This window comes from Pseudomonas fluorescens (genome assembly GCF_902497625.1).
Taxonomy (GTDB): domain Bacteria; phylum Pseudomonadota; class Gammaproteobacteria; order Pseudomonadales; family Pseudomonadaceae; genus Aquipseudomonas; species Aquipseudomonas fluorescens_BQ.
This window is the reverse complement of the sequence record NZ_CABVGX010000030.1, coordinates 54,091-75,614: the sequence shown is the minus strand read 5'-3', so window position 1 is coordinate 75,614 and position 21,524 is coordinate 54,091. Positions and strand designations below refer to the sequence as shown.

The following is a 21,524-nucleotide window of genomic DNA, read 5'->3' as shown; positions in this document are numbered from 1 at the left end:
TTCGCCAGCGGTTGTGGCGATACCGTATGCGCCAGAGCATGAGTCGACGAGGAAACTGCTGGGATAACGCACCGATGGAGCGCGTATTTCGCAGCTTGAAAACAGAATGGATACCAACCGTGGGCTATCGAACTGCGCAGGAAGCACAGCGCGATATCAGCCATTTTTTGATGCATCGGTACAACTGGATTCGACCTCATCAATTCAACGATGGGTTGGCACCAGCGCGGGCCGAGGAAAAACTTAACGTCGTGTCCGGGATTAGTTGACCACTACATCCCCCCTCACCGCAGGCAAGCCCCCCTCACCACAGGCACCCCCCCCTCACCGCTGGACCTGCCCGCAGGGCTCCGGGACAACCATCTTCATCTGATCTAATCACTTGTTTCTGTGGCGAGGGGGCTTGCCCCCGTTCGGCGGCGCAGCCGTCGTAAAAACCTCGCACGCGGTGCGCCTGGTACATTGAGTCTGCAGGTTTCAGGATCGCTTCGCGACCCAACGGGGGCAAGCCCCCTCACCACAGTCCCCCCCTCACCGCAGGCAAGCCCCCTCACCACAGCCCCCCTCAACACATGTCCGTGCTGTTCGTGCAAACTTGCAAGTCGGCCGTCCCCTTCTACCCGCTGGAAACCCCTTCTGACTCGGAGTAATGTGCCCGCCTGTCTTGCCTGATTTCTCCAAGGAACTGGAAAATATGCTGCGTCGCCGCATGCTGATCATGTTGGGTATTGTTCTGCTGATCGTCCTCGTCCTGGGCGCTTACAAAGCCTATTCCATCTATACGATGATCCAGGGCTTTTCCGCGCCTAAACCGCCGATCAATGTTGCCGTAGCTACTGCCACCGAACGGCCCTGGCAAGCGCGTCTGCCCACCGTCGGAACGCTCAAGGCGCTGCAGGGTGTGGACCTGAGCCTGGAAACCGACGGTACTGTCATCGACTTGCAATTCGAGTCAGGGCAGAAGGTCAAGGCCGGGCAGCCCCTCTTGCGACTCGACAGCGCCGTGGAAAGTGCCTTGCTGGAAACCGCGCAGGCCGACCTCGGTCTGGCCCAGCTCGACTACGGTCGCGGTAGCCAACTGGTCGGCAGCCAGGCCATTTCCAAAGGCGAGTTCGACCGACTGTCGGCGGTGCAGAAAAAAAGCAAAGCTTCGGTCAACCAGCTCAAGGCCGCGCTTGGCAAAAAAAGCATCGTCGCGCCGTTCAGCGGCACGATCGGCATTCGCCAAGTCGACATCGGTGATTACGTCGCCACTGGCACCATGATCGCCACGCTGCAAGACCTCAGCAGTCTCTACGTCGACTTTTTCCTGCCCGAGCAGTCGATTCCGAAGATCGCTGTCGGCCAACCGATCCAGCTCATCGTTTCGGCATACCCCACGCAAAGCTTCCCCGGCAGCATCAGCGCAATCAATCCGAAAGTCGAAAACAGCACGCGCAACGTTCAGGTGCGCGCGACCCTGGCCAACCCTGACGGTAAATTGCTACCGGGCATGTTTGCCAGCCTGGAAGTGTTGCTGCCCGATCCCCAACCCCGCGTCGTCGTCCCGGAAAGCGCGATCACTTACACCCTTTACGGCAATTCGCTGTATGTGGTCGCGCAGAAAAAAGCCGAGGATGGCAGCCTGGAAAAAGACGACAAAGGCCAGCCGATTTTGATCGCCGAACGGCGCTTCATAGCAACCGGAGAACGCCGCGACGGCCTGGTAATAATCACAAGGGGTGTGCAAAACGGCGAAAAAGTAGTGACCGCCGGCCAGATCAAACTGGACAACGGCGCGCAGATTGCGATCAGCGACGACAAAACCTTTGCCGAGCAGAACAGCCTGCCGCGTGCGGACTGATCAAGGAATCCCATGGCATTTACCGACCCGTTTATCCGTCGCCCGGTGCTCGCCACCGTAGTCAGCCTGTTGATTGTTTTGCTCGGCTTCCAGGCGTGGAGTAAGTTGCCGCTGCGCCAATTTCCACAAATGGAAAACGCCCTGATCACGGTAACTACCGCCTATCCTGGCGCCAACGCCGAAACCATTCAGGGCTACATCACCCAGCCGATGCAGCAGAGCCTAGCCAGCGCCGAGGGCATCGACTACATGACGTCGGTCAGTCGCCAGAACTTCTCGGTGATCTCGATCTACGCGCGCATCGGCGCCAACAGCGACCGGCTGTTCACCGAGCTGCTGGCCAAGGCCAACGAGGTCAAGAACCAGCTGCCGCAGGACGCTGAAGATCCGGTATTGAGCAAGGAAGCGGCGGATGCCTCGGCGCTGATGTACATCAGTTTCTTCAGCGAGGAGCTGAGCAACCCGCAGATCACCGATTACCTTTCGCGGGTAATTCAACCAAAACTCGCCACCCTGCCGGGCATGGCCGAAGCCGAGATTCTCGGCAATCAGGTGTTCGCCATGCGCCTTTGGCTGGACCCGGTGAAACTCGCCGGGTTCGGCTTGAGTGCCAGCGACGTGACCAATGCCGTGCGCCAATACAACTTCCTCTCCGCAGCGGGCGAAGTAAAAGGCGAATACGTGGTCACCAGTATCAACGCAAATACCGAGCTGAAATCCGCCGAAGCCTTTGCCGCGATTCCGCTGAAGGTCGACGGCGACAGCCGCGTATTGCTAAGCGATGTAGCACGGGTCGAAATGGGGGCGGAAAACTACGACACCATCAGTTCGTTTGGTGGCACGCCTTCGGTGTACATCGGCATCAAGGCGACTCCGGGCGCCAATCCGCTGGACGTGATCAAGGAAGTGCGCAAGATCATGCCGGACCTGAACGCCCAGCTGCCGCCGAATCTCAAAGGCGAAATTGCCTACGATGCGACGCTGTTCATTCAAGCCTCGATCGACGAAGTGGTAAAAACCCTGTTCGAAGCGGTATTGATCGTCATCGTCGTCGTGTTCCTGTTCCTTGGCGCGCTGCGTTCGGTGGTCATTCCGGTGGTTACGATTCCGCTGTCGATGATCGGGGTGATGTTTTTCATGCAGATGATGGGTTACTCGATCAACCTGCTGACATTGCTGGCCATGGTGCTGGCAATCGGGCTGGTGGTGGACGATGCAATCGTCGTGGTGGAAAACATTCACCGCCACATTGAGCAAGGTAAGACGCCCTTCGACGCCGCCATTGAAGGCGCCCGGGAAATCGCCATGCCGGTGGTCTCGATGACCATCACCCTTGCGGCGGTTTACGCACCGATCGGATTTCTCACGGGCCTGACCGGCGCACTGTTCAAGGAGTTCGCCCTGACCCTGGCGGGCGCGGTGGTGATTTCCGGCGTCGTCGCCCTGACCCTGTCGCCGATGATGTGCGCATTTTTGCTCCGCCATGACGAAAATCCCAGTGGCCTCGCGCATCGCCTGGATCTGATTTTTGAAGGCCTCAAGCGTCGCTACCAGCGCATGCTCCACGGCACGCTGAATACTCGGCCGGTGGTACTGGTGTTTGCGGTGATCGTGCTGTGCCTTATTCCGGTGCTGCTCAAATTCACCAAGTCGGAACTGGCGCCAGACGAGGACCAAGGGATCATTTTCATGCTGGCCAGCGCTCCACAACCGACCAACCTCGACTACTTGAATGCCTACACCGACGAGTTCATCGACATCTTCAAAGCGTTCCCGGAGTACTACTCATCATTCCAGATCAATGGCGCCACTGGCGTGCAATCGGGCATTGGCGGCTTTCTCCTGAAACCCTGGAATGAGCGCGACCGCACGCAGATGCAGATCCTGCCGCAAGTGCAGGCGAAACTGGAGAGCATCCCGGGCTTGCAGATTTTCGGCTTCAACCTGCCTTCTCTGCCTGGCACCGGTGAAGGCTTACCGTTTCAGTTCGTGATCAATACCGCCGGCGACTACGAGTCGCTGCTGCAGGTGATGGACCGGGTGAAGAAGCGCGCCATGGAATCGGGCAAATTTGCCTTCGTCGACGTCGACCTGGCGTTCGACAAACCTGAAGTGGTGGTTGATATTGACCGCGCCAAGGCTGCGCAGATGGGTGTGTCCATGCAAGACCTTGGAGGCACACTGGCGACGCTGCTGGGCGAAGCGGAGATCAACCGGTTTACCATCGAAGGTCGCAGCTACAAAGTGATTGCGCAGGTGGAACGGCCCTTCCGCGACAACCCCGACTGGCTGAACAATTACTACGTGAAGAACACCCAAGGTGAGCTGCTGGCCCTGTCCACCCTGATCACTGTGACCGACCGGGCGCGACCACGGCAGCTGAACCAGTTCCAGCAGCTCAACTCGGCCATCCTTTCCGGAGTGCCGCTGGTGAGTATGGGTGAAGCCCTCGATACCGTGCGCCAGATCGCACAGGAAGAGGCGCCAGCCGGGTTTGCGATCGACTACGCCGGTGCGTCGCGCCAATACGTGCAGGAAGGCAGTGCGCTATGGGTAACGTTCGCCCTGGCGCTGGCGATCATTTTCCTGGTGCTGGCGGCACAGTTCGAAAGTTTCCGCGATCCGTTGGTGATCCTGGTGACCGTGCCACTGTCTATTTGCGGCGCGCTGATTCCGCTGTTCCTGGGCTGGTCAAGCATGAATATCTACACCCAGGTGGGGCTGGTGACGTTGATTGGCCTGATCAGCAAACACGGGATCCTGATCGTCGAATTCGCCAATCAGCTGCGCAAGGACAAGGGGCTGTCAGCGCGCGAAGCAGTGGAAGAAGCGGCGGCGATTCGTCTGCGCCCAGTACTCATGACCACGGCCGCCATGGTATTCGGCATGGTGCCGCTGATCATCGCCACCGGCGCGGGGGCGGTCAGCCGGTTTGACATTGGCACGGTCATCGCCACCGGGATGTCGATCGGAACCTTGTTCACCCTTTTCGTATTGCCGTGTGTCTACACGTTGTTGGCCAAGCCCGACAAACCTGAAAAGGGCCTGCGCTAAAGCTCCAGGCAAAAAAAGGCCTCGCATGTGCAGGGCCTTTTATCGGGGCTTGAATCTTATCAAGTTTATGGCTTCAATCCTTGAGAAAGCCCGAACACGAATAACAGCAGGTCATGATCGGGCTGAGTGGCCACGGATGCTTTGGCAATGCGCGGCAAGGGACAACTGGCGTCCTCATTGAATGAACTGAAGACTTGCGTACGCGGCTGCTCCCAAGCCGCCATCGCCAGAGAAGCAACTGCCAAGGCTCCAACCAGGAACAAACCTCGTGCAATTTCTAGTTTCATCGCTATAAACCTTTGATAGCGCTGCCAAACGCCGTCTCGTAAAAGTAGACGAGTTTCTTCCAGTCAACAGTGCTGAACGACGAATGGCGGCGCAATTGCTTCATGTCATGGGAAGCAGCCTGGTAGGCGGTCAGGCGCTGCCGGCATTTTTCCAGGTCGATCAGAGCGACTTCGACCTGCGCGCCGTCGCCTTCACCGGTAACTCGCACGAAAACGTGCTTGATGTAGATACAGCTGTGCTGCCAACGGCCTTTATGCATCCGTGAGAGATTGTCCGCCAGATCTTTAAGAACCCGATCGTGCACGGCTTCACCGTGACGCTCGCGCCCCCCACCGGCATACCATTTTTCGATTTCTTCGAAACCGTCGAGTGACTTTGTTACCAGCAAAGCGCGCCATTTATGCACCGGGTCACGCTGGGCTCCGCAGAAGACCATTTCAGGCACTCGGACGCCGATCTGACGCAAACCAATCAACGCATCCTGTTCGCGCAGCACCGTCGGTCGGCCAAACGGGTGCAGCCAGCTGCGATATATATGGCCAGTCTGACGTTTGGCGTAAAGCAATTGCCCATCACTGCCCTTTATACGCTGCACACCACTTTCGCCGCCGCGACGCACGTTGGGCTCTTCTACCCATTCGCCACGCTGACTCCAGAAGTAATCAAACCGTTCCTGGGAAGCATCATCAGTCCCTGCTGCACACTGCACTGCCATCGCTTTACCTCTTGCGTAATACGTAAACCCGCCACATGGCATAGAGCGGTATGAAGTCCAGTTGTTCCTGGATACGGAAGCCCGCTTGCTCGAATTCCTTTTCGACCGTAGCAGCCGGTAACACAAATCGATTCTGGTAGCCTACCTGGCCACGCCTTTGCTCTGAGCGTTTGCGTTTCCACGCTTTGAAATTGCCGTCTACCCACAGGGAAATGATCACGCTGTCGCGGGTGACACGTTCGAACTCACGCAAAATGGCCAGTCGATGCTGGGCGTCACCGACGTGATGCAACAAACGCATGCAAAAAATGCTGTCGACGGCGTTGTCCGGCAATGCGATATCGAATGCAGAGGTGTGCAGGGGTTGGACTCGCTTCACCACGTCAGCGGGCTGCAGTTGCTGCGCAACTTTCAACATGGACTCGGAGTTGTCGGCGCCGATGATTACCCGATTGGGTTTCTCCGCTAGCATTGGCCAGAAACGCCCTGCGCCACACGGCAGGTCCAGTACCAGACCCGGGTCGCCTGCCAAGGCCAACGCCTTCCGCCCCAGCTGCTCGTCACGCTGATGGGACAAGCGTCGGCCGAGGCCGTCCTGGTGTTTCTGGAAATAACGCTTTGCGTGTTCGTCGTCGTACTTGTCTGAAAAATCTAGTTTGATCGGGCCAGCCATCATCAAGGACTCCTGAACTTCTGATGACACCAGCCTAGAGAGCCAGGTGTCACGGTCAGGTCATGTCTTTGTGAAAAAATTGTCATGTAAAATGTCGAATTATTTCGAGATTTTACAGCTTAACCGATTTCGATGGGCGGATTGTTCGCTGGAAAAGTCACTGCCCCTGGATCAGGTCTACCTGGAATCGGCAACCATGGGGTTCCATGTTCGTCAGGCTGACAGTCCAGCCCTGGTTCTCACAAATCCGCTGCACCAACGAAAGGCCCAACCCCAGACCTTCGCCACGCTTTTCGGCACCGCGGACAAAGGGCTCGAACATGGCCTCGCGTTTTTCTTCGGGAATGCCTACCCCACTGTCCTCGACGGCGAATCCGCTCGGCGTGAGGGTCAGACGGATAAAGCCCTGCTCGGTGTAGTGCAGCGCGTTTCGCAGCAGATTACCCATCACCGCATGCAGCAGCGTGGCGTTGTAAACCGTGTCGGGCGGGTTGCCCGGCTCGAACAGCAGCGTCAGACCCTTCGCTTCGATAGGCTCGCGCCACAGATTGAGCAGGCCGTCAGCAACCTGACAGAGGTTCTGTTGCGGCGCCACGTTGACGTCTTCACGCTGAGTGCGCGCCAGCATCAAAAAGGTTTGTACCAGTTCACGCATCTCGCCACAGGCGCGGGCGATACGCTCGACCTGGGCCCTGCCCCGTTGGTCGAGCCCGGGATTTTCCAGGAGCAATTCACAGGAGCTGGCCAGCACCATCAGCGGCGTCCGCAATTCGTGACTAACGTCACTGGTGAACAAACGCTCGCGGGTCAACGCCTGGCGCAGACGCCCGAGCGTAGCATCGAAGGCCACGGCGAGCTCACCCACCTCATCGGCCGCGTAATCCGGCGCCAACGGTGGCGCTAGCCCCAACAACTGATCGCGATGGCGTACTTGCCGCGCCAGCCGAACCACGGGTGCCATTACTTTGCGTGCCAGTATCCAGCCGAGGAACACCGCCAGTGCCAGGCTCAGGACGAAGCCCACCAGCACCACCGCAAACAGCACCCGCTCGCGTTCCTCGAAATCACTCTGGTCTTGCAGCAGCACATAACGTCTACCGTCGACGATCTCGACCATGGCGTGATACGACAGCTGATCGCGGAATACTTCATGAAACCCCGAGTCAAGATGCCGAAGGTCTTTAGGCACATCGAAGTCGCCCGGCCCCCCACTGAAATAAAACAGCTGGTCCGGCTCGGGACGGTGGCTCCAGTCCGAGACACTGTCCATTAACAACAGCCGCTGAAGGTCGCCCCCCAAGCCTGCCGAGATCAGTTTTTCTTCCACCAGGTGCACGGTCGCCACAATACCCATGGCGAAGGCTCCTGCGACCAATGCACTCATCAACGCAAAAGCGATAATGATCCGCTGGGCGAGGCTTTGTCTAAACTCCATCACGACCCTCGGCCAGGCGGTAACCCACACCGTGCACCGTCTGCAGCAAAGGTTTGGCGAAAGGCTTGTCGATCACCTGACGCAACTGGTGGACATGGCTGCGCAGGCTGTCGCTGTCCGGGCAATCATCGCCCCACAGCGCTTCTTCAAGAATCTCCCGACGCAGCACGTGCGGGCTTTTCTGCATCAATACCGCGAGCAATTTCAGACCCACCGGGTTGAGCTTGAGCAGACGACCCTCGCGGGTGACTTCCAGCGTATCGAGGTCGTAACTGAGATCGCCAACCTGCAAGTTGCGCCGACCGCCGCCCTGAGCCCGACGCATGACTGCATCGATCCGCGCAGCCAGTTCGGACAGGGCGAAAGGCTTGATCAGATAATCATCGGCGCCGGACTTGAAACCTTGCAGACGATCATCAAGCTGATCGCGAGCGGTCAGCATGATCACTGGCGTGTCTCGTCGAGCATCTTCGCGCAGGCGCTTGCACAAGGTGTAGCCGTCAATCCCAGGCAGCATGATGTCGAGCACGATCAGGTCGTAGTGTTCGGTGGCAGCCAGGTGCAGGCCTGACAGCCCATCCTGTGCGCAATCCACGGTGTAGCCTTTGAGCCCAAGGTAATCAGCCAGATTGGCCAGAATGTCACGATTGTCTTCGACCAACAGAATTCGCATGGGCACCTCCTCCGTACACAGTAACGGCCATTACGGCCCGCGCAGCTTAAGGCCAAGTTTGACGCAGGGCCAGAACTGCGTGCGCCGGCAGCGTGTGCAAACGGCGATGACTGGCAATAAAAAACCCCGCCTGCTTTCGCGGGCGGGGTTTTGGTACAGGGGTAAAGCTGGCTTACATCATGCCGCCCATACCGCCCATGCCGCCCATGTCTGGCATACCGCCGCCAGCAGGTGCGTCTTCCTTGATCTCGGCGATCATGGCTTCGGTCGTGATCATCAGGCTGGCGATGGAAGCCGCTGCCTGCAGAGCCGAACGAGTCACTTTGGCCGGGTCGAGGATACCCATTTCGATCATGTCGCCGTATTCGCCGGTAGCAGCGTTGTAACCGTAGTTACCCGAACCCTGCTTGACCTTGTCGACAACTACGCTCGGCTCGTCGCCGGAGTTGGCAACGATCTGGCGCAGTGGCGCTTCAACAGCGCGACGCAGCAACTGGATACCGACGTCCTGATCAGCGTTGTCGCCTTTCAGTTCGGAGATAGCCTGCAGAGCGCGAACCAGTGCCACGCCACCGCCAGGTACCACGCCTTCTTCAACGGCTGCACGGGTAGCGTGCAGGGCGTCTTCAACGCGGGCTTTCTTCTCTTTCATTTCAACTTCGGAGCCAGCGCCAACCTTGATCACTGCAACGCCGCCGGACAGTTTGGCCAGACGCTCTTGCAGCTTTTCACGGTCGTAGTCGGACGAAGTGTCGGCCACTTGCTGACGGATCTGCAGAACGCGAGCCTGGATGTCAGTCTCAACGCCGGCGCCGTCGATCACGGTGGTGTTTTCTTTCGACAGGATGACGCGCTTGGCATTACCCAGGTGTTCCAGGGTAGTGCTTTCCAGGCTCAGACCGATCTCTTCGGAGATAACGGTACCGCCAGTCAGAACAGCGATGTCCTGCAGCATGGCCTTGCGACGGTCGCCGAAGCCTGGAGCCTTGACGGCTGCAACCTTGACGATGCCACGCATGTTGTTCACAACCAGAGTCGCCAGGGCTTCGCCTTCAACGTCTTCAGCCACGATCAGCAGCGGACGGCCGGCTTTGGCGACGGCTTCCAGCACTGGCAACATTTCGCGGATGTTCGAGATCTTTTTGTCGACCAGCAGGATCAGCGGACCGTCCAGCTCGGCAGTCATGGTCTCTGGCTTGTTGACGAAGTACGGGGACAGGTAACCGCGGTCGAACTGCATGCCTTCAACAACCGACAGTTCGTTTTCCAGGCCCGAGCCTTCTTCAACGGTGATCACGCCTTCCTTACCGACTTTTTCCATGGCTTCGGCAATGATGTCGCCGATGGAGCTGTCGGAGTTGGCAGAGATGGTGCCGACCTGAGCGATTGCCTTGGTGTCAGCGCAAGGCTTGGACAGGGCTTTCAGCTCTTTGACGATAGCGATGGTCGCTTTGTCGATACCGCGTTTCAGGTCCATCGGGTTCATGCCGGCAGCGACGGCTTTCAGGCCTTCGTTGACGATCGACTGAGCCAGAACGGTAGCGGTGGTGGTGCCGTCGCCTGCGTCATCGTTGGCACGGGAAGCAACGTCTTTGACCAGCTGCGCGCCCATGTTTTCGAAACGATCTTTCAGCTCGATTTCTTTGGCAACGGACACGCCGTCCTTGGTGATGGTCGGAGCGCCGAAGCTCTTCTCGATGATCACGTTACGGCCTTTCGGGCCCAGGGTCGCTTTTACTGCGTCAGCCAGGACGTTGACACCGGCGAGCATTTTCTTGCGGGCGGAATCGCCGAATTTAACTTCTTTAGCAGCCATGATCGATATTCCTTAAATACTTTGTAGTAACGGGAAAATGAGCGGGGAATCAGCCTTCGACAACAGCGAGGATTTCGCTTTCGCCGATTACCAGCAGGTCTTCGCCATCGACTTTCACTGTGTTGCTGCCGGAGTACGGGCCGAACACAACCTTGTCACCCACTTTCACGGACAGCGCACGCACTTCACCGTTTTCCAGGGTCTTGCCTGGGCCTACGGCGAGGACTTCGCCCTGGTTTGGCTTTTCAGCAGCCGAACCTGGCAGGACGATACCGCCAGCGGTTTTCTTTTCTTCTTCGCTGCGACGGACGACGACGCGGTCATGCAGAGGACGAAGCTTCATTGTCGATCTCTCCTAATTGTGGTTTTCATCGGCCGGTGTAGTCCCGGCGGGTTAAACAAATCCGGCGGAGCCGGGTGCAGTTCGTCGAGCGAACTGCGGAAGTCTGTCTGGCGTTGATCGCCAGAAACCTTGCGGTGACCGTTACATAAGGGCGTACAAGTTGATTACAAGGGCCGGGGGCGAAAATTTTTTATCTTTCAGCCACCAAAATGGAACACGGCGCCCGAAGGCGCCGTGAGGTTGAAAGTGTTACTTGGTATCGCGATGTTCGTACTCGCCTTCGATGACATCGGGCTCACGGCCCAACGGCTGACGCGGAGCGGGACCGCCGCGTGGCTGCAGATCATCGGCAAATGCCCGTTGACGGATCGCGGCCTCTTCGGCACGCCGGCGCATCTTGTTGGCCAGCAAACGACGGGAGGTCGGCAGCAACATGACCAGACCCAGCACGTCGGTGACGAAGCCCGGCAGAATCAGCAGGCCACCCGCCAGCGCCAGCATCAGCCCTTCCAGCATGGTCTGTGCGGGCAACTCGCCGCGATTGAGACTTTCACGCGCACGCAACGCGGTGGCCAGACCGGCGATACGCAGCACGAACACGCCGAGCATCGAGCCGAGAATCACCAGCAGCAGGGCCGGAAAAAACCCGATCGCCCCGCTGACCTTGACGAATACGAACAGCTCCAACACCGGGAACAGTACAAAGAGCAATAAAAAAGGGCGCATCTAATGGTTCCTCAACGCAAGAATGCCTTGCCAGTCTTCCCTAGATGACGTCGCCGTTTCGTGAATTCAAGCATCGGCCACTTCATTTTTCGGCCAATGCTCGGCATGAGCCAGAAAAACCAAGGCTTCGCGCACTTGTGTCGGCGTATTACATGGTGCTTGAAACGGCAGCCAGTAGAGGGCCTGACCGATTCGCAGGTGCATCCCTTCAGTGTCAATACCGGCTAACAATGCCGGTTCGGTCTTCGGCAATCCGGCCAGTTCGACATAGTGGGCAATGGCTTTGGCGTGGTCGGTATTCATGTGCTCGACCATGCTGATTTCGGCCTTGCCGGCGAAAGGGTTTGCCAGTGTCAGTTGATCGATCCAGTGAATAGCGCCAAAGCCGCCGATGTAGCGATGACGCACGGGCTCGAGTACCCAGAAATCGAAATCATGGGCCTGGTGATAATTCTGCGACTCGGGGAAATAGCGGTAGTAGCGATCGGCAGCAGCGTCGATGGCGCAATTGTCTTCAAGTTTTTGCGCCTCTGCTAGGTAAGTCAGGCGACCGACCGCTTGTACGTCTTCTGCTCCGCGCTCGCCCACAAACAGTGAGCATTTTGGATCTTTCTGCAGGTTGTGGGTGTGCTGGGCAATGCGGCTGATCAGGATCAGAGGGCGCCCCTGCCCATCCAGGCAGTACGGAACGACCGAACCGAAGGGAAAACCAGGCATTGCTTTCGAGTGTGTCGAAAGCACTCCGCGGTATTCCTTGAGAAGTAATTCTCGGGCATTCTTGGCCGCTTCAACGCTCAATTTATGACTCCTTATCTAGAATCCGTCGAAAAAACGGACAGGCTCCGCGGACAAGTTCCGCTACGCCCTTTGGGCAATTTCTCGTGCAACCAGGCCTATGCCGGTGCAGATCGAGAGCCTCTCTAATAAGAAGACCACTCCAAAACGGCTACCGGGGCATGCGAATGCAACTCACTGACAAAGTAATCATTATCACCGGCGGTTGCCAGGGTTTAGGCCGCTCGATGGCCGAGTATTTCGCCGGCAAAGGCGCGAAGCTTGCACTGGTCGATCTCAACCAGGAAAAGCTCGACGATACGGTCGCCGCGTGCAAAGCCAAGGGCGTCGAAGCCCGCGCCTATTTGTGCAACGTCGCCAATGAAGATCAGGTGACGCACATGGTCGCTCGGGTGGCCGAAGATTTCGGCGCGATCCATGGCCTGATCAACAACGCGGGCATCTTGCGCGACAGCCTGCTGCTGAAGGTCAAGGATGGCGAAATGACCAAGATGAGCCTGGCGCAATGGCAAGCGGTCATCGACGTCAACCTGACCGGCGTGTTCCTCTGCACCCGTGAAGTCGCGGCGAAAATGGTCGAGCTGAAGAACAGCGGCGCGATCATCAATATCTCCTCGATCTCGCGCGCCGGCAACGTCGGCCAGACCAACTACTCTGCCGCCAAGGCCGGCGTCGCGGCGGCGACCGTGACCTGGGCCAAGGAGCTGGCGCGCTACGGCATCCGCGTCGCGGGCATTGCGCCGGGCTTTATCGAAACAGAGATGACGCTCGGCATGAAGCCGGAAGCGCTGGAGAAAATGACTGCCGGAATACCGCTCAAGCGCATGGGCAAACCCGAGGAAATCGCCCATTCGGCAGCGTACATTTTCGAGAACGACTATTACACCGGGCGCATTCTGGAGATGGACGGCGGGTTGCGGATTTAACGCAAAACCATCACTTCGCTGTGTAGCCATCGTCGAACACGAGGCTTCGCTGTGTAGCAGCTGCCGAGGCACGAGGCTGCGTCGTGTGTCCGCAGGACGCCACGGGGGGCCGCTACGCAGCCCAACGCAGCCTCGTACCTCGGCAGCTGCTACATTTCGGCAGCTGCTACATGAGGAGGCTGCGATACTTTCTGTAAATCAATCGTCGCTGATGGTGATATTGGGCATCGCCGGCGACGCTGCTTCCTGCAACACAATTCGCGCGCCGACATGCCGCGCGAGTTCCTGGTAAACCATGGCGACAGGGCTGTCCGGCTCGGCGATCACCGTTGGTTTACCGCCATCGGCCTGCTCGCGAATGGCCATCGCCAGCGGCAACGAGGCCAGCAGTTCGACGCCATACTGGTCGGCCAGCTTCACCCCGCCACCTTCGCCAAACAGATGCTCGGCATGCCCACAATTTGAGCAAATGTGCACGGCCATGTTTTCCACCACGCCCAACACCGGAATGTTGACCTTGCGGAACATTTCCACACCCTTGCGCGCGTCCAGCAGCGCGAGGTCTTGCGGGGTTGTGACGATCACTGCGCCGGCCACCGGGACCTTCTGCGCCAGGGTCAGCTGGATGTCGCCGGTGCCTGGCGGCATATCGATGACCAGGTAATCCAGATCGCCCCACGCGGTCTGCGTGACCAGTTGCAGCAGCGCGCCGGAGACCATTGGTCCGCGCCAGACCATCGGCGTGTTGTCGTCGGTGAGGAAGGCCATCGACATCACCTCGACGCCATGGGACACAATCGGCACGAACCACTTCTGATCCTTGACCTGCGGGCGGGTGCCTTCGGGAATACCGAACATGATGCCCTGGCTCGGGCCGTAAATATCCGCGTCGAGAATGCCGACTTTGGCGCCTTCACGAGCGAGTGCGAGGGCCAGGTTCGCGGCGGTGGTCGACTTGCCTACGCCGCCCTTGCCCGAGGCCACGGCCACCACGTTCTTGACGTTGGCCAGGCCCGGAATCTGCGCCTGAGCCTTGTGCGCAGCGATCACGCTGGTGATGTCGACGCGGGCGTTGGTCACGCCGTCCAGGCCTTCGAGTGCCATCTGCAGCATCTGCGACCAGCCACTCTTGAACAGTCCGGCGGCATAGCCCAATTCGATTTGGACGCTGACGTGGTCACCCAGGATGTCGATGTTGCGCACGCACCCGGCGCTGACCGGGTCCGCGTTGAGATAAGGGTCGGTGTATTGGCGAAGGACGGCTTCCACCGCTGCGCGATTGACGGCGCTCATGGGCAACTCCGATAGCAAGACTGGAAAATCAGGCGGGTATCGTACCTGTTCTAAAGTCTGGACGGCATGCTTTCAGAATGTGTCTTCAATCCGGGGCTGACCTCACAACTTGTAGCAGCTGGCGCAGCCTGCGACCGGCTGCGCAGCAGTCGTAAATCCAGGCAACTCGGTTTACCTGCAACACTCAGGTATCCGATTTAACGACTGCTTCGCCGCCGAACGCAGGCTTCGCCAGCTGCTACATGGGCTCGTGGATGTCTGAGGCGGGGGTGAAAAATATGCGCCGGCGCTTTATAGTGGCCGACCTCCGTTTCATCAAGTAGCCGAGCCCCATGTCCGAGCCACGCAAGATCCTCGTTACCAGCGCCCTGCCCTATGCCAATGGTTCGATCCATCTTGGCCACATGCTGGAATATATCCAGACCGATATGTGGGTGCGCTTCCAGAAGCACCGCGGCAATCAATGCATCTATGTCTGCGCCGACGACGCTCACGGTTCGGCCATCATGCTGCGTGCGGAAAAGGAAGGCATTACCCCGGAACAACTGATCGCCAACGTCCAGGCTGAACACAGCGCCGACTTTGCCGATTTCCTGGTCGACTTCGACAACTTCCACTCCACTCACGCCGAAGAAAACCGTGAGCTGTCGAGCCAGATCTACCTGAAGTTGCGCGACGCCGGGCACATCGCCCAGCGCTCGATCACCCAGTATTTCGACCCGGAAAAGAAAATGTTCCTGGCCGACCGCTTCATCAAGGGCACCTGCCCGAAGTGCGGCACTGAAGACCAGTACGGCGACAACTGCGAAAAATGCGGTGCGACCTACGCACCGACCGACCTGAAGGATCCGAAGTCGGCAATCTCTGGCGCCACCCCGGTGCTCAAGGATTCCCAGCACTTCTTCTTCAAACTGCCGGACTTCCAGGAAATGCTGCAAGCCTGGACCCGTAGCGGCACGTTGCAGGAAGCAGTCGCCAACAAGATCGCCGAATGGCTGGATGCCGGCCTGCAACAGTGGGACATCTCCCGCGATGCGCCGTACTTCGGTTTCGAAATCCCTGACGAGCCAGGCAAGTACTTCTACGTCTGGCTGGATGCGCCGATCGGTTACATGGCCAGTTTCAAGAACCTCTGTGATCGCACGCCGGAGCTGGACTTCGACGCGTTCTGGAACAAGGATTCAACGGCCGAGCTGTACCATTTCATCGGCAAGGACATCGTCAACTTCCACGCCCTGTTCTGGCCAGCGATGCTCGAGGGCGCAGGTTTGCGCAAGCCGACCGGCATCAACGTGCACGGCTACCTGACCGTCAACGGCCAGAAGATGTCCAAATCCCGTGGCACCTTCGTCAAGGCCCGGACCTACCTGGATCACCTGTCGCCGGAATACCTGCGCTACTACTACGCAGCCAAGCTGGGCCGTGGTGTTGACGACCTCGATCTGAACCTCGAAGACTTCGTGCAGAAGGTCAACTCCGACCTGGTCGGCAAAGTCGTCAATATTGCCAGCCGTTGCGCCGGTTTTATCCACAAAGGCAACGCCGGCGTGCTGGTGGCCGGCAATGCTGCGCCGGAGCTGACCGATGCATTCCTGGCGGCCGCGCCTAGCATCGCTGAAGCCTACGAAGCCCGCGACTTCGCGCGTGCCATGCGCGAGATCATGGGTCTGGCCGACCGCGCTAACGCGTGGATCGCCGACAAAGCGCCGTGGTCGCTGAATAAACAGGAAGGCAAGCAGGATGAAGTCCAGGCCATCTGCGCACTGGGCATCAACCTGTTCCGCCAGCTGGTGATCTTTCTCAAGCCGGTGCTGCCATTGCTGGCCGCCGATGCAGAGGCCTTCCTGAACGTCGCACCGTTGACCTGGAACGACCACGCGACGTTGCTCGCCAACCATCAGCTCAACGAATTCAAGCCGTTGATGACCCGCATCGACCCAGTGAAAGTGCAAGCCATGACAGACGCCTCGAAAGAAGACCTGACCGCCAGCGCAACCGACACCGGCAGTGCTGCACCGGCCGGCAACGGCGAACTGGCCAAGGACCCGCTGTCGCCGGAAATCGATTTCGACGCGTTTGCCGCGATCGACCTGCGTGTTGCGCTGATCCTCAAGGCCGAAGCCGTGGAAGGCGCGGACAAGCTGTTGCGTCTGACCCTGGACATCGGTGACGAGCAACGTAACGTGTTCTCCGGGATCAAGAGCGCTTACCCGGACCCGTCCAAGCTCGATGGTCGCCTGACCATGATGATCGCCAACCTCAAGCCACGGAAAATGAAGTTCGGTATTTCCGAAGGCATGGTGATGGCGGCCGGCCCTGGCGGTGAAGAAATCTACCTGCTCAGCCCCGACAGCGGCGCCAAGCCGGGTCAGCGTATCAAGTAAGCTCTGCGCTGCACCGATCCCACAGTCGTGCCAGATGCGACTGTGGGATTTTTCATATCTGGCGCAAACATCTCTGAAGAAGGGCTTTATTGTGTAGGAGCTGCCGAAGGCAGCGATCTTTCGATCTCAACGAGCAAGACCTGAAGATTGCAGCCTTTGGCAGCTCCTACGGAACCATTCGCGACCAGTAATAATTGTGTGCATACGGACGATCATGACCGAACTGCTTCTTACGATCATCAGCGCCGCCCTGATCAACAACTGCGTGTTGCACTGGCCGCTTGCCGCTGACCCGCTATTGGCTGCCGAACGTCGTCAGGTTCACGCATTGGGCCTTGCGACAACGTGCCTGATGCTGATCGCCGGTTTTCTTGGCCATGCTTTTTTTTACTGGCTGCTGTTACCGTTTGAGCTGACGTCGCTCAAGCTGTTCGTACTGCTGCCGCTGAGTGTGCTGCTGATCACGCCCATGCTCAAGCTGCTTGCACGGGTATTTCCAGCTTGGTCGTTCGAGGGGCTCTGGCCGCTATTGCTGGGCAATGCCGGCGTGCTCGGGGTGACACTGTTCAACGCTCAGGTAGATAAGGACATCCTCTACGCCACGGCCCTGAGCCTTGGCGCCGGCCTGGGATTCTGGCTGATACTGGTTCTGTTCAACGACTTGCGTCAGCGCACCCTCGACAATGATGTCCCCCTGCCCTTCCGTGGCTTGCCGATCGATCTGATCGGCGCCGGACTGATCGCAGTGGCTTTTCTCGGATTCAGCGGGCTGATCAAAACATGAGTCTGATTCAACGCATCGACGCACTGCTGCCGCAGACCCAATGCGGCAAGTGCGGGCATCCCGGCTGCAAGCCCTACGCCGAAGGCATCGCCAACGGCGAACCGATCAACAAGTGCCCGCCCGGTGGTCGCGAAACCCTCTCGGCACTGGCTGAGCTGCTGAAAGTGCCGGTGCTTGAACTGGACGTCAGCCGCGGCTCGGCCCCGGCGCAACTGGCCTACATCCGTGAAGCAGAGTGCATCGGCTGCACCAAGTGCATCCAGGCCTGCCCGGTAGACGCCATCGTCGGCGCAGCGAAACTCATGCACACGGTGCTCGTTGATGAATGCACCGGTTGTGATCTGTGCGTAGCGCCCTGCCCGGTTGATTGCATCGAGATGCGACCATTGCAACCGGCGACAGTGGTGCCGATTGTCGGCGGTCTGGCGTTTAATCTCGAAGAACAACAGGCCCGGGCTGCCAAACGTAATCATGCGCGGCGGCGATTCGAGCAGCGCAACGCCCGACTCCAGCGAGAGGAACAGCAGAGACTCGCCGAGCGCCAGGCTCGTGCGCAACGCGCTGCAAATCCGCCCGGTGCAGCGACGGCAGATCCCGTGCAAGTCGCCCTCGAACGGGTGAGCGCGCAAAAGCTCGCCAATGCCGATGCGGCGCTGAAGAAAGCCAGAATTGAAGTAGCGATGAGCCGCGCCCAGTTGAACAAATCGCTGAAAGCTTTTGGGCACCCGCCGACCTTCGAACAGCAATCGCAATTGATCGTGCTGCAACAGCAATTCGAGGCGGCGGAAGCTGTGCTGACAGATCTGGAAAAGACCGCGCCACGGGCTCCCGTCGTTGCAGCCCCGGCGCAAAGTGCCGAGCTGAAACGGGCCAAGATTCAATTGGCCATGCGCCGCGCCGAACTCAATAAAGCACACACCGCCGGTGCGTCGGCTGAACACATCGCGTCACTGGAAAGAGCAGTGAACGAGGCGCAACGTCAGGTCGACGCCCATGTCGCCCCTTGAATCGATAGACCAACGTCTCCAGCACGCCATGAAGCGGGTGCTGCTGGCTGCAATCCCCGGTCTGCTGACACTGTTCTGGTTTTATGGCTGGGGGGTGTTGCTGAACCTGCTGCTGGCGGCCATCTCAGCGCTGACGATTGAAGCGCTGGTGATGAAATTGCGAAGACGTCCACTCAAGCCTTCTCTGCTGGACGGCAGTGCCTTGGTCAGTGCGATGCTGCTGGCGATCGCGTTGCCCGCCTATTGCCCATGGTGGCTGACGGTGAGCGCGGCAGTATCGGCCATGCTGTTGGGTAAGCACCTTTATGGCGGCGTCGGCAGCAATCCGCTCAATCCGGCCATGCTGGGTTACGCATTGGTGCTGGTGTCGTTCCCGCAGCAGATGACTCAATGGCCGGCGGTTCACGGCATGGACCTGCTCGGTGGTATGCAGCATTTTTTCGGATTCGACACCGGGGCACCGGATGCCTGGGCTCAGGCCACGGCACTGGACAGTGTGCGCATCAATAAAAGCCTGACGATGGAAGAGCTGTTTTCGGCCAATCCGGCGTTCGGTACCTTCGGTGGGCGCGGCATGGAGTGGGTCAACCTGGCTTTCCTCGCGGGGGGCGCTTTTCTCCTGCAGCAACGAATATTCACCTGGCACGCGCCGGTCGGCATGCTCGCCAGCCTTTTTATCATCAGTCTGCTGTGCTGGAACGGTTCGGGCTCGGACTCCCACGGCTCGCCTCTGTTTCATCTGCTCACCGGTGCGACCATGGTCGGCGCCTTTTTCATTGTCACGGAACCGGTGTCCGGCGCCAAAAGCCCCGGCGCACGACTGATGTTCGGCGTCGGTGTGGGGTTGCTCACTTACCTGATCCGCACCTGGGGCGGCTATCCAGACGGCCTGGCATTTGCGGTCCTGTTGATGAATCTGGGCGTACCGACGCTGGAGCGAATGGTCGCCTCCAGAGCGGAGCGATTGGCACCATGAACCGCACATCGAGCGTGATCATTCTGCTGTTGTTGGCTATGACGGGAGCGGGCGCGACTTATCTGGTTTACTACACCAGCACGCCGCACATTGCTGCCGAGCAACGGTTGATTGACCGCCGAAACCTCCTGGACCTGCTGCCGGCAGACAGTTACGACAACGATCCGCTGCAGCAGCCACTACAACCTGCCAGCAGCGTTTTGACCCATAGCAGGTTGTTGGCTGGATATCTGGCCACCAAGGGCGGCCAACCCAGCGCCGTGTTACTGCAAAGCGAGACGATCGGTTACGCAGGCGCCATCGTATTGATGATCGCGATTGACACTCACGGGAAGCTACTGGGGGTGAAAACGCTCTCGCAATCGGAAACCCAGGGGCTCGGGGCCCGAATCGCCGATTGGCCCAATGCCTGGCTTCAAGGTTTCACGGGCAAGTCCCGTACCGGATCGCCTGACAATGCCTGGGCGTTGAGGAAGGATCAGGGGCAATTTGATCAGATCGCTGGCGCGACCATCACTTCAAGAGCAGTGATCAATGCGGTCCATGACGCGTTGAAATATTTCGACGCGCATTCACAAATGCTGACCGGGAACAGTCCCCATGAATAAGCCCGGCGCGCTACAAAGTTGCTTGATGCTTACGCCTCTGATCGGCGCAACCGGCTTCTTCGCAAGCGCCCTGGGAGTCTGGCTGATGTTCATCGTCGTGATCAGTGCCTATGGAGCGGGCATGACGCTGTTGCGCCATCGGCTGGTTCCGCAAGCGCACTTGCCGGGGGGTATCCTTCTGGCAGCGACCCTGACCAGTTGTGCAGAAATTGCCACGCAAGCCTGGTCGCTTCAATGGCATCAGCCAATGGGCATTTATGCAGGGCTGATTGCGTTGCAATGCGTTGTTTTGGATCACACCGGTTTTTTCCATAACGCCGTACGTGATCGTCTGCGCTTGAGCCTCCAGTTCGGCGTGTTGATGCTGGGCCTGGCCGCGTTGCGAATGTTCCTGGGCAGCAGTGGCTGGCGTCTGGCGACTTTGGCACCTGGCGGCTTCATCCTGCTCGGCCTGCTGCTCGCCGCCTGGCAGGCCTGGCAGCCAACGCATGCCGGCAATAAACAAAACTTAGGAAAAATTGATCCGCCATGAATGCCGCAAAACGTCAGGAAATATTTCGCAGGTTGCATGAAGACAACCCGGAACCGAAAACCGAACTGGCGTATTCCTCGCCCTTCGAACTGCTGATCGCCGTCATCCTGTCAGCGCAGTCGACAGACGTCGGCGTCAACAAAGCCACCTCCAGGCTTTATCCGGTGGCCAATACACCGCAGACCATTTATGCACTAGGCGTCGAGGGCTTATCGGAATACATCAAGACAATTGGCCTGTTTAACAGCAAAGCCAGGAACGTGATCGAAACCTGTCGCCTGTTGTTGGAGCATCACGCAGGCGAAGTACCACAGACCCGAGAGGCGTTGGAGGCGCTCCCGGGTGTCGGCCGCAAAACCGCAAACGTTGTTCTCAACACTGCTTTTCGCCAGCTGACGATGGCCGTAGACACGCATATTTTCAGGGTAAGCAACCGCACCGGCATTGCTCCAGGCAAGAACGTGGTCGAGGTTGAACAAAAGTTGATGAAATTTGTACCCAGACAATACCTGCTCGACGCGCATCATTGGCTGATCCTCCACGGACGCTACGTATGCCTGGCCCGCAGGCCCCGGTGTGGCAGTTGCCGGATCGAAGACCTGTGCGAGTATAAGCACAAAACCTCAGACGATTGAGACGCCCCTTGTTTTTGT

General features: G+C 58.7%; 21 protein-coding genes. 11 read left to right on the top strand and 10 right to left on the bottom strand.

Features of this window, described 5'->3' with window-relative positions:
* The 3 genes from F8N12_RS18495 to F8N12_RS18485 all read left to right on the top strand — a co-directional run.
* A partial coding sequence (locus F8N12_RS18495; protein WP_150581760.1) for an integrase core domain-containing protein occupies nucleotides 1-269 on the top strand: 269 nt, incomplete at its 5' end.
* 425 nt (nucleotides 270-694) lie between these two features.
* Nucleotides 695-1,843 carry an efflux RND transporter periplasmic adaptor subunit gene (locus tag F8N12_RS18490; RefSeq protein WP_150581759.1) on the top strand — a complete coding sequence of 383 codons (1,149 nt, stop codon included), beginning with the start codon at nucleotides 695-697 and terminating at the stop codon, nucleotides 1,841-1,843.
* Nucleotides 1,844-1,855: 12 nt separating this feature from the next.
* Nucleotides 1,856-4,897, top strand: a complete 3,042-nt coding sequence (locus F8N12_RS18485) for a multidrug efflux RND transporter permease subunit (RefSeq protein ID WP_150581758.1) — start codon at nucleotides 1,856-1,858, stop codon at nucleotides 4,895-4,897.
* A gap of 65 nt (nucleotides 4,898-4,962) precedes the next feature.
* On the opposite strand, the gene F8N12_RS18480 is transcribed toward F8N12_RS18485, so the two are convergent.
* From F8N12_RS18480 to F8N12_RS18440, 9 genes are all read right to left on the bottom strand, one after another.
* The gene (locus F8N12_RS18480; RefSeq protein ID WP_150581757.1) at nucleotides 4,963-5,184 is read right to left on the bottom strand and encodes a hypothetical protein; all 222 of its coding nucleotides are present in this window, start codon (nucleotides 5,182-5,184) and stop codon (nucleotides 4,963-4,965) included.
* Between the two features lie 2 nt (nucleotides 5,185-5,186).
* Nucleotides 5,187-5,900 carry a lipopolysaccharide kinase InaA family protein gene (locus F8N12_RS18475; protein ID WP_150581756.1) on the bottom strand — a complete coding sequence of 238 codons (714 nt, stop codon included), beginning with the start codon at nucleotides 5,898-5,900 and terminating at the stop codon, nucleotides 5,187-5,189.
* A gap of 4 nt (nucleotides 5,901-5,904) precedes the next feature.
* Nucleotides 5,905-6,573: a class I SAM-dependent methyltransferase gene (locus F8N12_RS18470; protein WP_150581761.1), complete on the bottom strand. Its 669-nt coding sequence runs from the start codon at nucleotides 6,571-6,573 to the stop codon at nucleotides 5,905-5,907.
* A gap of 157 nt (nucleotides 6,574-6,730) precedes the next feature.
* A complete protein-coding gene (locus tag F8N12_RS18465; protein ID WP_150581755.1) occupies nucleotides 6,731-8,008 on the bottom strand; it encodes a sensor histidine kinase in 1,278 nt (425 codons plus the stop codon).
* Entirely contained in the window at nucleotides 7,998-8,681 is a 684-nt protein-coding gene (colR, locus tag F8N12_RS18460) for a two-component system response regulator ColR (RefSeq protein ID WP_150581754.1), read from the bottom strand. Before colR ends, F8N12_RS18465 begins: the two co-directional genes overlap by 11 nt.
* Before the next feature lie 172 nt (nucleotides 8,682-8,853).
* Nucleotides 8,854-10,497 carry a chaperonin GroEL gene (groL, locus tag F8N12_RS18455; protein ID WP_020298600.1) on the bottom strand — a complete coding sequence of 548 codons (1,644 nt, stop codon included), beginning with the start codon at nucleotides 10,495-10,497 and terminating at the stop codon, nucleotides 8,854-8,856.
* A 49-nt stretch (nucleotides 10,498-10,546) separates the two neighbouring features.
* Nucleotides 10,547-10,840 (bottom strand): co-chaperone GroES, encoded by a 294-nt coding sequence (locus tag F8N12_RS18450; RefSeq protein ID WP_028622853.1) that lies wholly within the window; start codon nucleotides 10,838-10,840, stop codon nucleotides 10,547-10,549.
* Nucleotides 10,841-11,089: 249 nt separating this feature from the next.
* Nucleotides 11,090-11,566, bottom strand: a complete 477-nt coding sequence (locus tag F8N12_RS18445) for an FxsA family protein (RefSeq protein ID WP_150581753.1) — start codon at nucleotides 11,564-11,566, stop codon at nucleotides 11,090-11,092.
* A gap of 66 nt (nucleotides 11,567-11,632) precedes the next feature.
* The gene (locus F8N12_RS18440) at nucleotides 11,633-12,364 is read right to left on the bottom strand and encodes a HugZ family protein (RefSeq protein WP_150581752.1); all 732 of its coding nucleotides are present in this window, start codon (nucleotides 12,362-12,364) and stop codon (nucleotides 11,633-11,635) included.
* Between the two features lie 164 nt (nucleotides 12,365-12,528).
* Between F8N12_RS18440 and F8N12_RS18435 the strand changes: the two genes are divergently transcribed.
* Nucleotides 12,529-13,287: an SDR family oxidoreductase gene (locus F8N12_RS18435; protein WP_150581751.1), complete on the top strand. Its 759-nt coding sequence runs from the start codon at nucleotides 12,529-12,531 to the stop codon at nucleotides 13,285-13,287.
* Between the two features lie 198 nt (nucleotides 13,288-13,485).
* Here the strand turns inward: F8N12_RS18435 and apbC are convergent, their stop codons facing one another.
* Nucleotides 13,486-14,580 (bottom strand): iron-sulfur cluster carrier protein ApbC, encoded by a 1,095-nt coding sequence (apbC, locus tag F8N12_RS18430; protein ID WP_150581750.1) that lies wholly within the window; start codon nucleotides 14,578-14,580, stop codon nucleotides 13,486-13,488.
* Nucleotides 14,581-14,912: 332 nt separating this feature from the next.
* On the opposite strand from apbC, the gene metG reads away from it, so the two are divergent.
* The 7 genes from metG (at nucleotide 14,913) to nth (ending at nucleotide 21,506) form a co-directional block, all read left to right on the top strand.
* A complete protein-coding gene (metG, locus tag F8N12_RS18425; protein WP_150581749.1) occupies nucleotides 14,913-16,964 on the top strand; it encodes a methionine--tRNA ligase in 2,052 nt (683 codons plus the stop codon).
* Between the two features lie 214 nt (nucleotides 16,965-17,178).
* Entirely contained in the window at nucleotides 17,179-17,748 is a 570-nt protein-coding gene (locus tag F8N12_RS18420) for an Rnf-Nqr domain containing protein (protein WP_150581748.1), read from the top strand.
* Complete coding sequence (gene rsxB, locus F8N12_RS18415) at nucleotides 17,745-18,755, top strand: electron transport complex subunit RsxB (RefSeq protein WP_150581747.1); 1,011 nt, start codon at nucleotides 17,745-17,747, stop codon at nucleotides 18,753-18,755. Before F8N12_RS18420 ends, rsxB begins: the two co-directional genes overlap by 4 nt.
* Nucleotides 18,742-19,731, top strand: a complete 990-nt coding sequence (locus F8N12_RS18410; protein ID WP_150581746.1) for an RnfABCDGE type electron transport complex subunit D — start codon at nucleotides 18,742-18,744, stop codon at nucleotides 19,729-19,731. The genes rsxB and F8N12_RS18410 overlap by 14 nt, the downstream gene beginning before the upstream one ends.
* Entirely contained in the window at nucleotides 19,728-20,339 is a 612-nt protein-coding gene (locus tag F8N12_RS18405) for an RnfABCDGE type electron transport complex subunit G (RefSeq protein WP_150581745.1), read from the top strand. The genes F8N12_RS18410 and F8N12_RS18405 overlap by 4 nt, the downstream gene beginning before the upstream one ends.
* Nucleotides 20,332-20,871: an Rnf-Nqr domain containing protein gene (locus F8N12_RS18400; RefSeq protein ID WP_150581744.1), complete on the top strand. Its 540-nt coding sequence runs from the start codon at nucleotides 20,332-20,334 to the stop codon at nucleotides 20,869-20,871. Before F8N12_RS18405 ends, F8N12_RS18400 begins: the two co-directional genes overlap by 8 nt.
* On the top strand, nucleotides 20,868-21,506 hold the full coding sequence (gene nth / locus F8N12_RS18395; RefSeq protein ID WP_150581743.1) for an endonuclease III: 639 nt from the start codon (nucleotides 20,868-20,870) through the stop codon (nucleotides 21,504-21,506). The genes F8N12_RS18400 and nth overlap by 4 nt, the downstream gene beginning before the upstream one ends.
* Nucleotides 21,507-21,524: the final 18 nt, after the last annotated feature.

Coding starts and splice junctions, on each gene's coding strand:
- metG (WP_150581749.1), top strand. CDS start 14,913: ATGTCCGAGCCACGCAAGATCCTCGTTACCAGCGCCCTGCCCTATGCC.
- apbC (WP_150581750.1), bottom strand. CDS start 14,580: ATGAGCGCCGTCAATCGCGCAGCGGTGGAAGCCGTCCTTCGCCAATAC.
- rsxB (WP_150581747.1), top strand. CDS start 17,745: ATGAGTCTGATTCAACGCATCGACGCACTGCTGCCGCAGACCCAATGC.
- F8N12_RS18475 (WP_150581756.1), bottom strand. CDS start 5,900: ATGGCAGTGCAGTGTGCAGCAGGGACTGATGATGCTTCCCAGGAACGG.
- F8N12_RS18480 (WP_150581757.1), bottom strand. CDS start 5,184: ATGAAACTAGAAATTGCACGAGGTTTGTTCCTGGTTGGAGCCTTGGCA.
- F8N12_RS18405 (WP_150581745.1), top strand. CDS start 19,728: ATGAACCGCACATCGAGCGTGATCATTCTGCTGTTGTTGGCTATGACG.
- F8N12_RS18410 (WP_150581746.1), top strand. CDS start 18,742: ATGTCGCCCCTTGAATCGATAGACCAACGTCTCCAGCACGCCATGAAG.
- F8N12_RS18490 (WP_150581759.1), top strand. CDS start 695: ATGCTGCGTCGCCGCATGCTGATCATGTTGGGTATTGTTCTGCTGATC.
- colR (WP_150581754.1), bottom strand. CDS start 8,681: ATGCGAATTCTGTTGGTCGAAGACAATCGTGACATTCTGGCCAATCTG.
- F8N12_RS18485 (WP_150581758.1), top strand. CDS start 1,856: ATGGCATTTACCGACCCGTTTATCCGTCGCCCGGTGCTCGCCACCGTA.
- groL (WP_020298600.1), bottom strand. CDS start 10,497: ATGGCTGCTAAAGAAGTTAAATTCGGCGATTCCGCCCGCAAGAAAATG.
- F8N12_RS18445 (WP_150581753.1), bottom strand. CDS start 11,566: ATGCGCCCTTTTTTATTGCTCTTTGTACTGTTCCCGGTGTTGGAGCTG.
- F8N12_RS18435 (WP_150581751.1), top strand. CDS start 12,529: ATGCAACTCACTGACAAAGTAATCATTATCACCGGCGGTTGCCAGGGT.
- F8N12_RS18450 (WP_028622853.1), bottom strand. CDS start 10,840: ATGAAGCTTCGTCCTCTGCATGACCGCGTCGTCGTCCGTCGCAGCGAA.
- F8N12_RS18400 (WP_150581744.1), top strand. CDS start 20,332: ATGAATAAGCCCGGCGCGCTACAAAGTTGCTTGATGCTTACGCCTCTG.
- F8N12_RS18470 (WP_150581761.1), bottom strand. CDS start 6,573: ATGGCTGGCCCGATCAAACTAGATTTTTCAGACAAGTACGACGACGAA.
- F8N12_RS18420 (WP_150581748.1), top strand. CDS start 17,179: ATGACCGAACTGCTTCTTACGATCATCAGCGCCGCCCTGATCAACAAC.
- F8N12_RS18465 (WP_150581755.1), bottom strand. CDS start 8,008: ATGGAGTTTAGACAAAGCCTCGCCCAGCGGATCATTATCGCTTTTGCG.
- nth (WP_150581743.1), top strand. CDS start 20,868: ATGAATGCCGCAAAACGTCAGGAAATATTTCGCAGGTTGCATGAAGAC.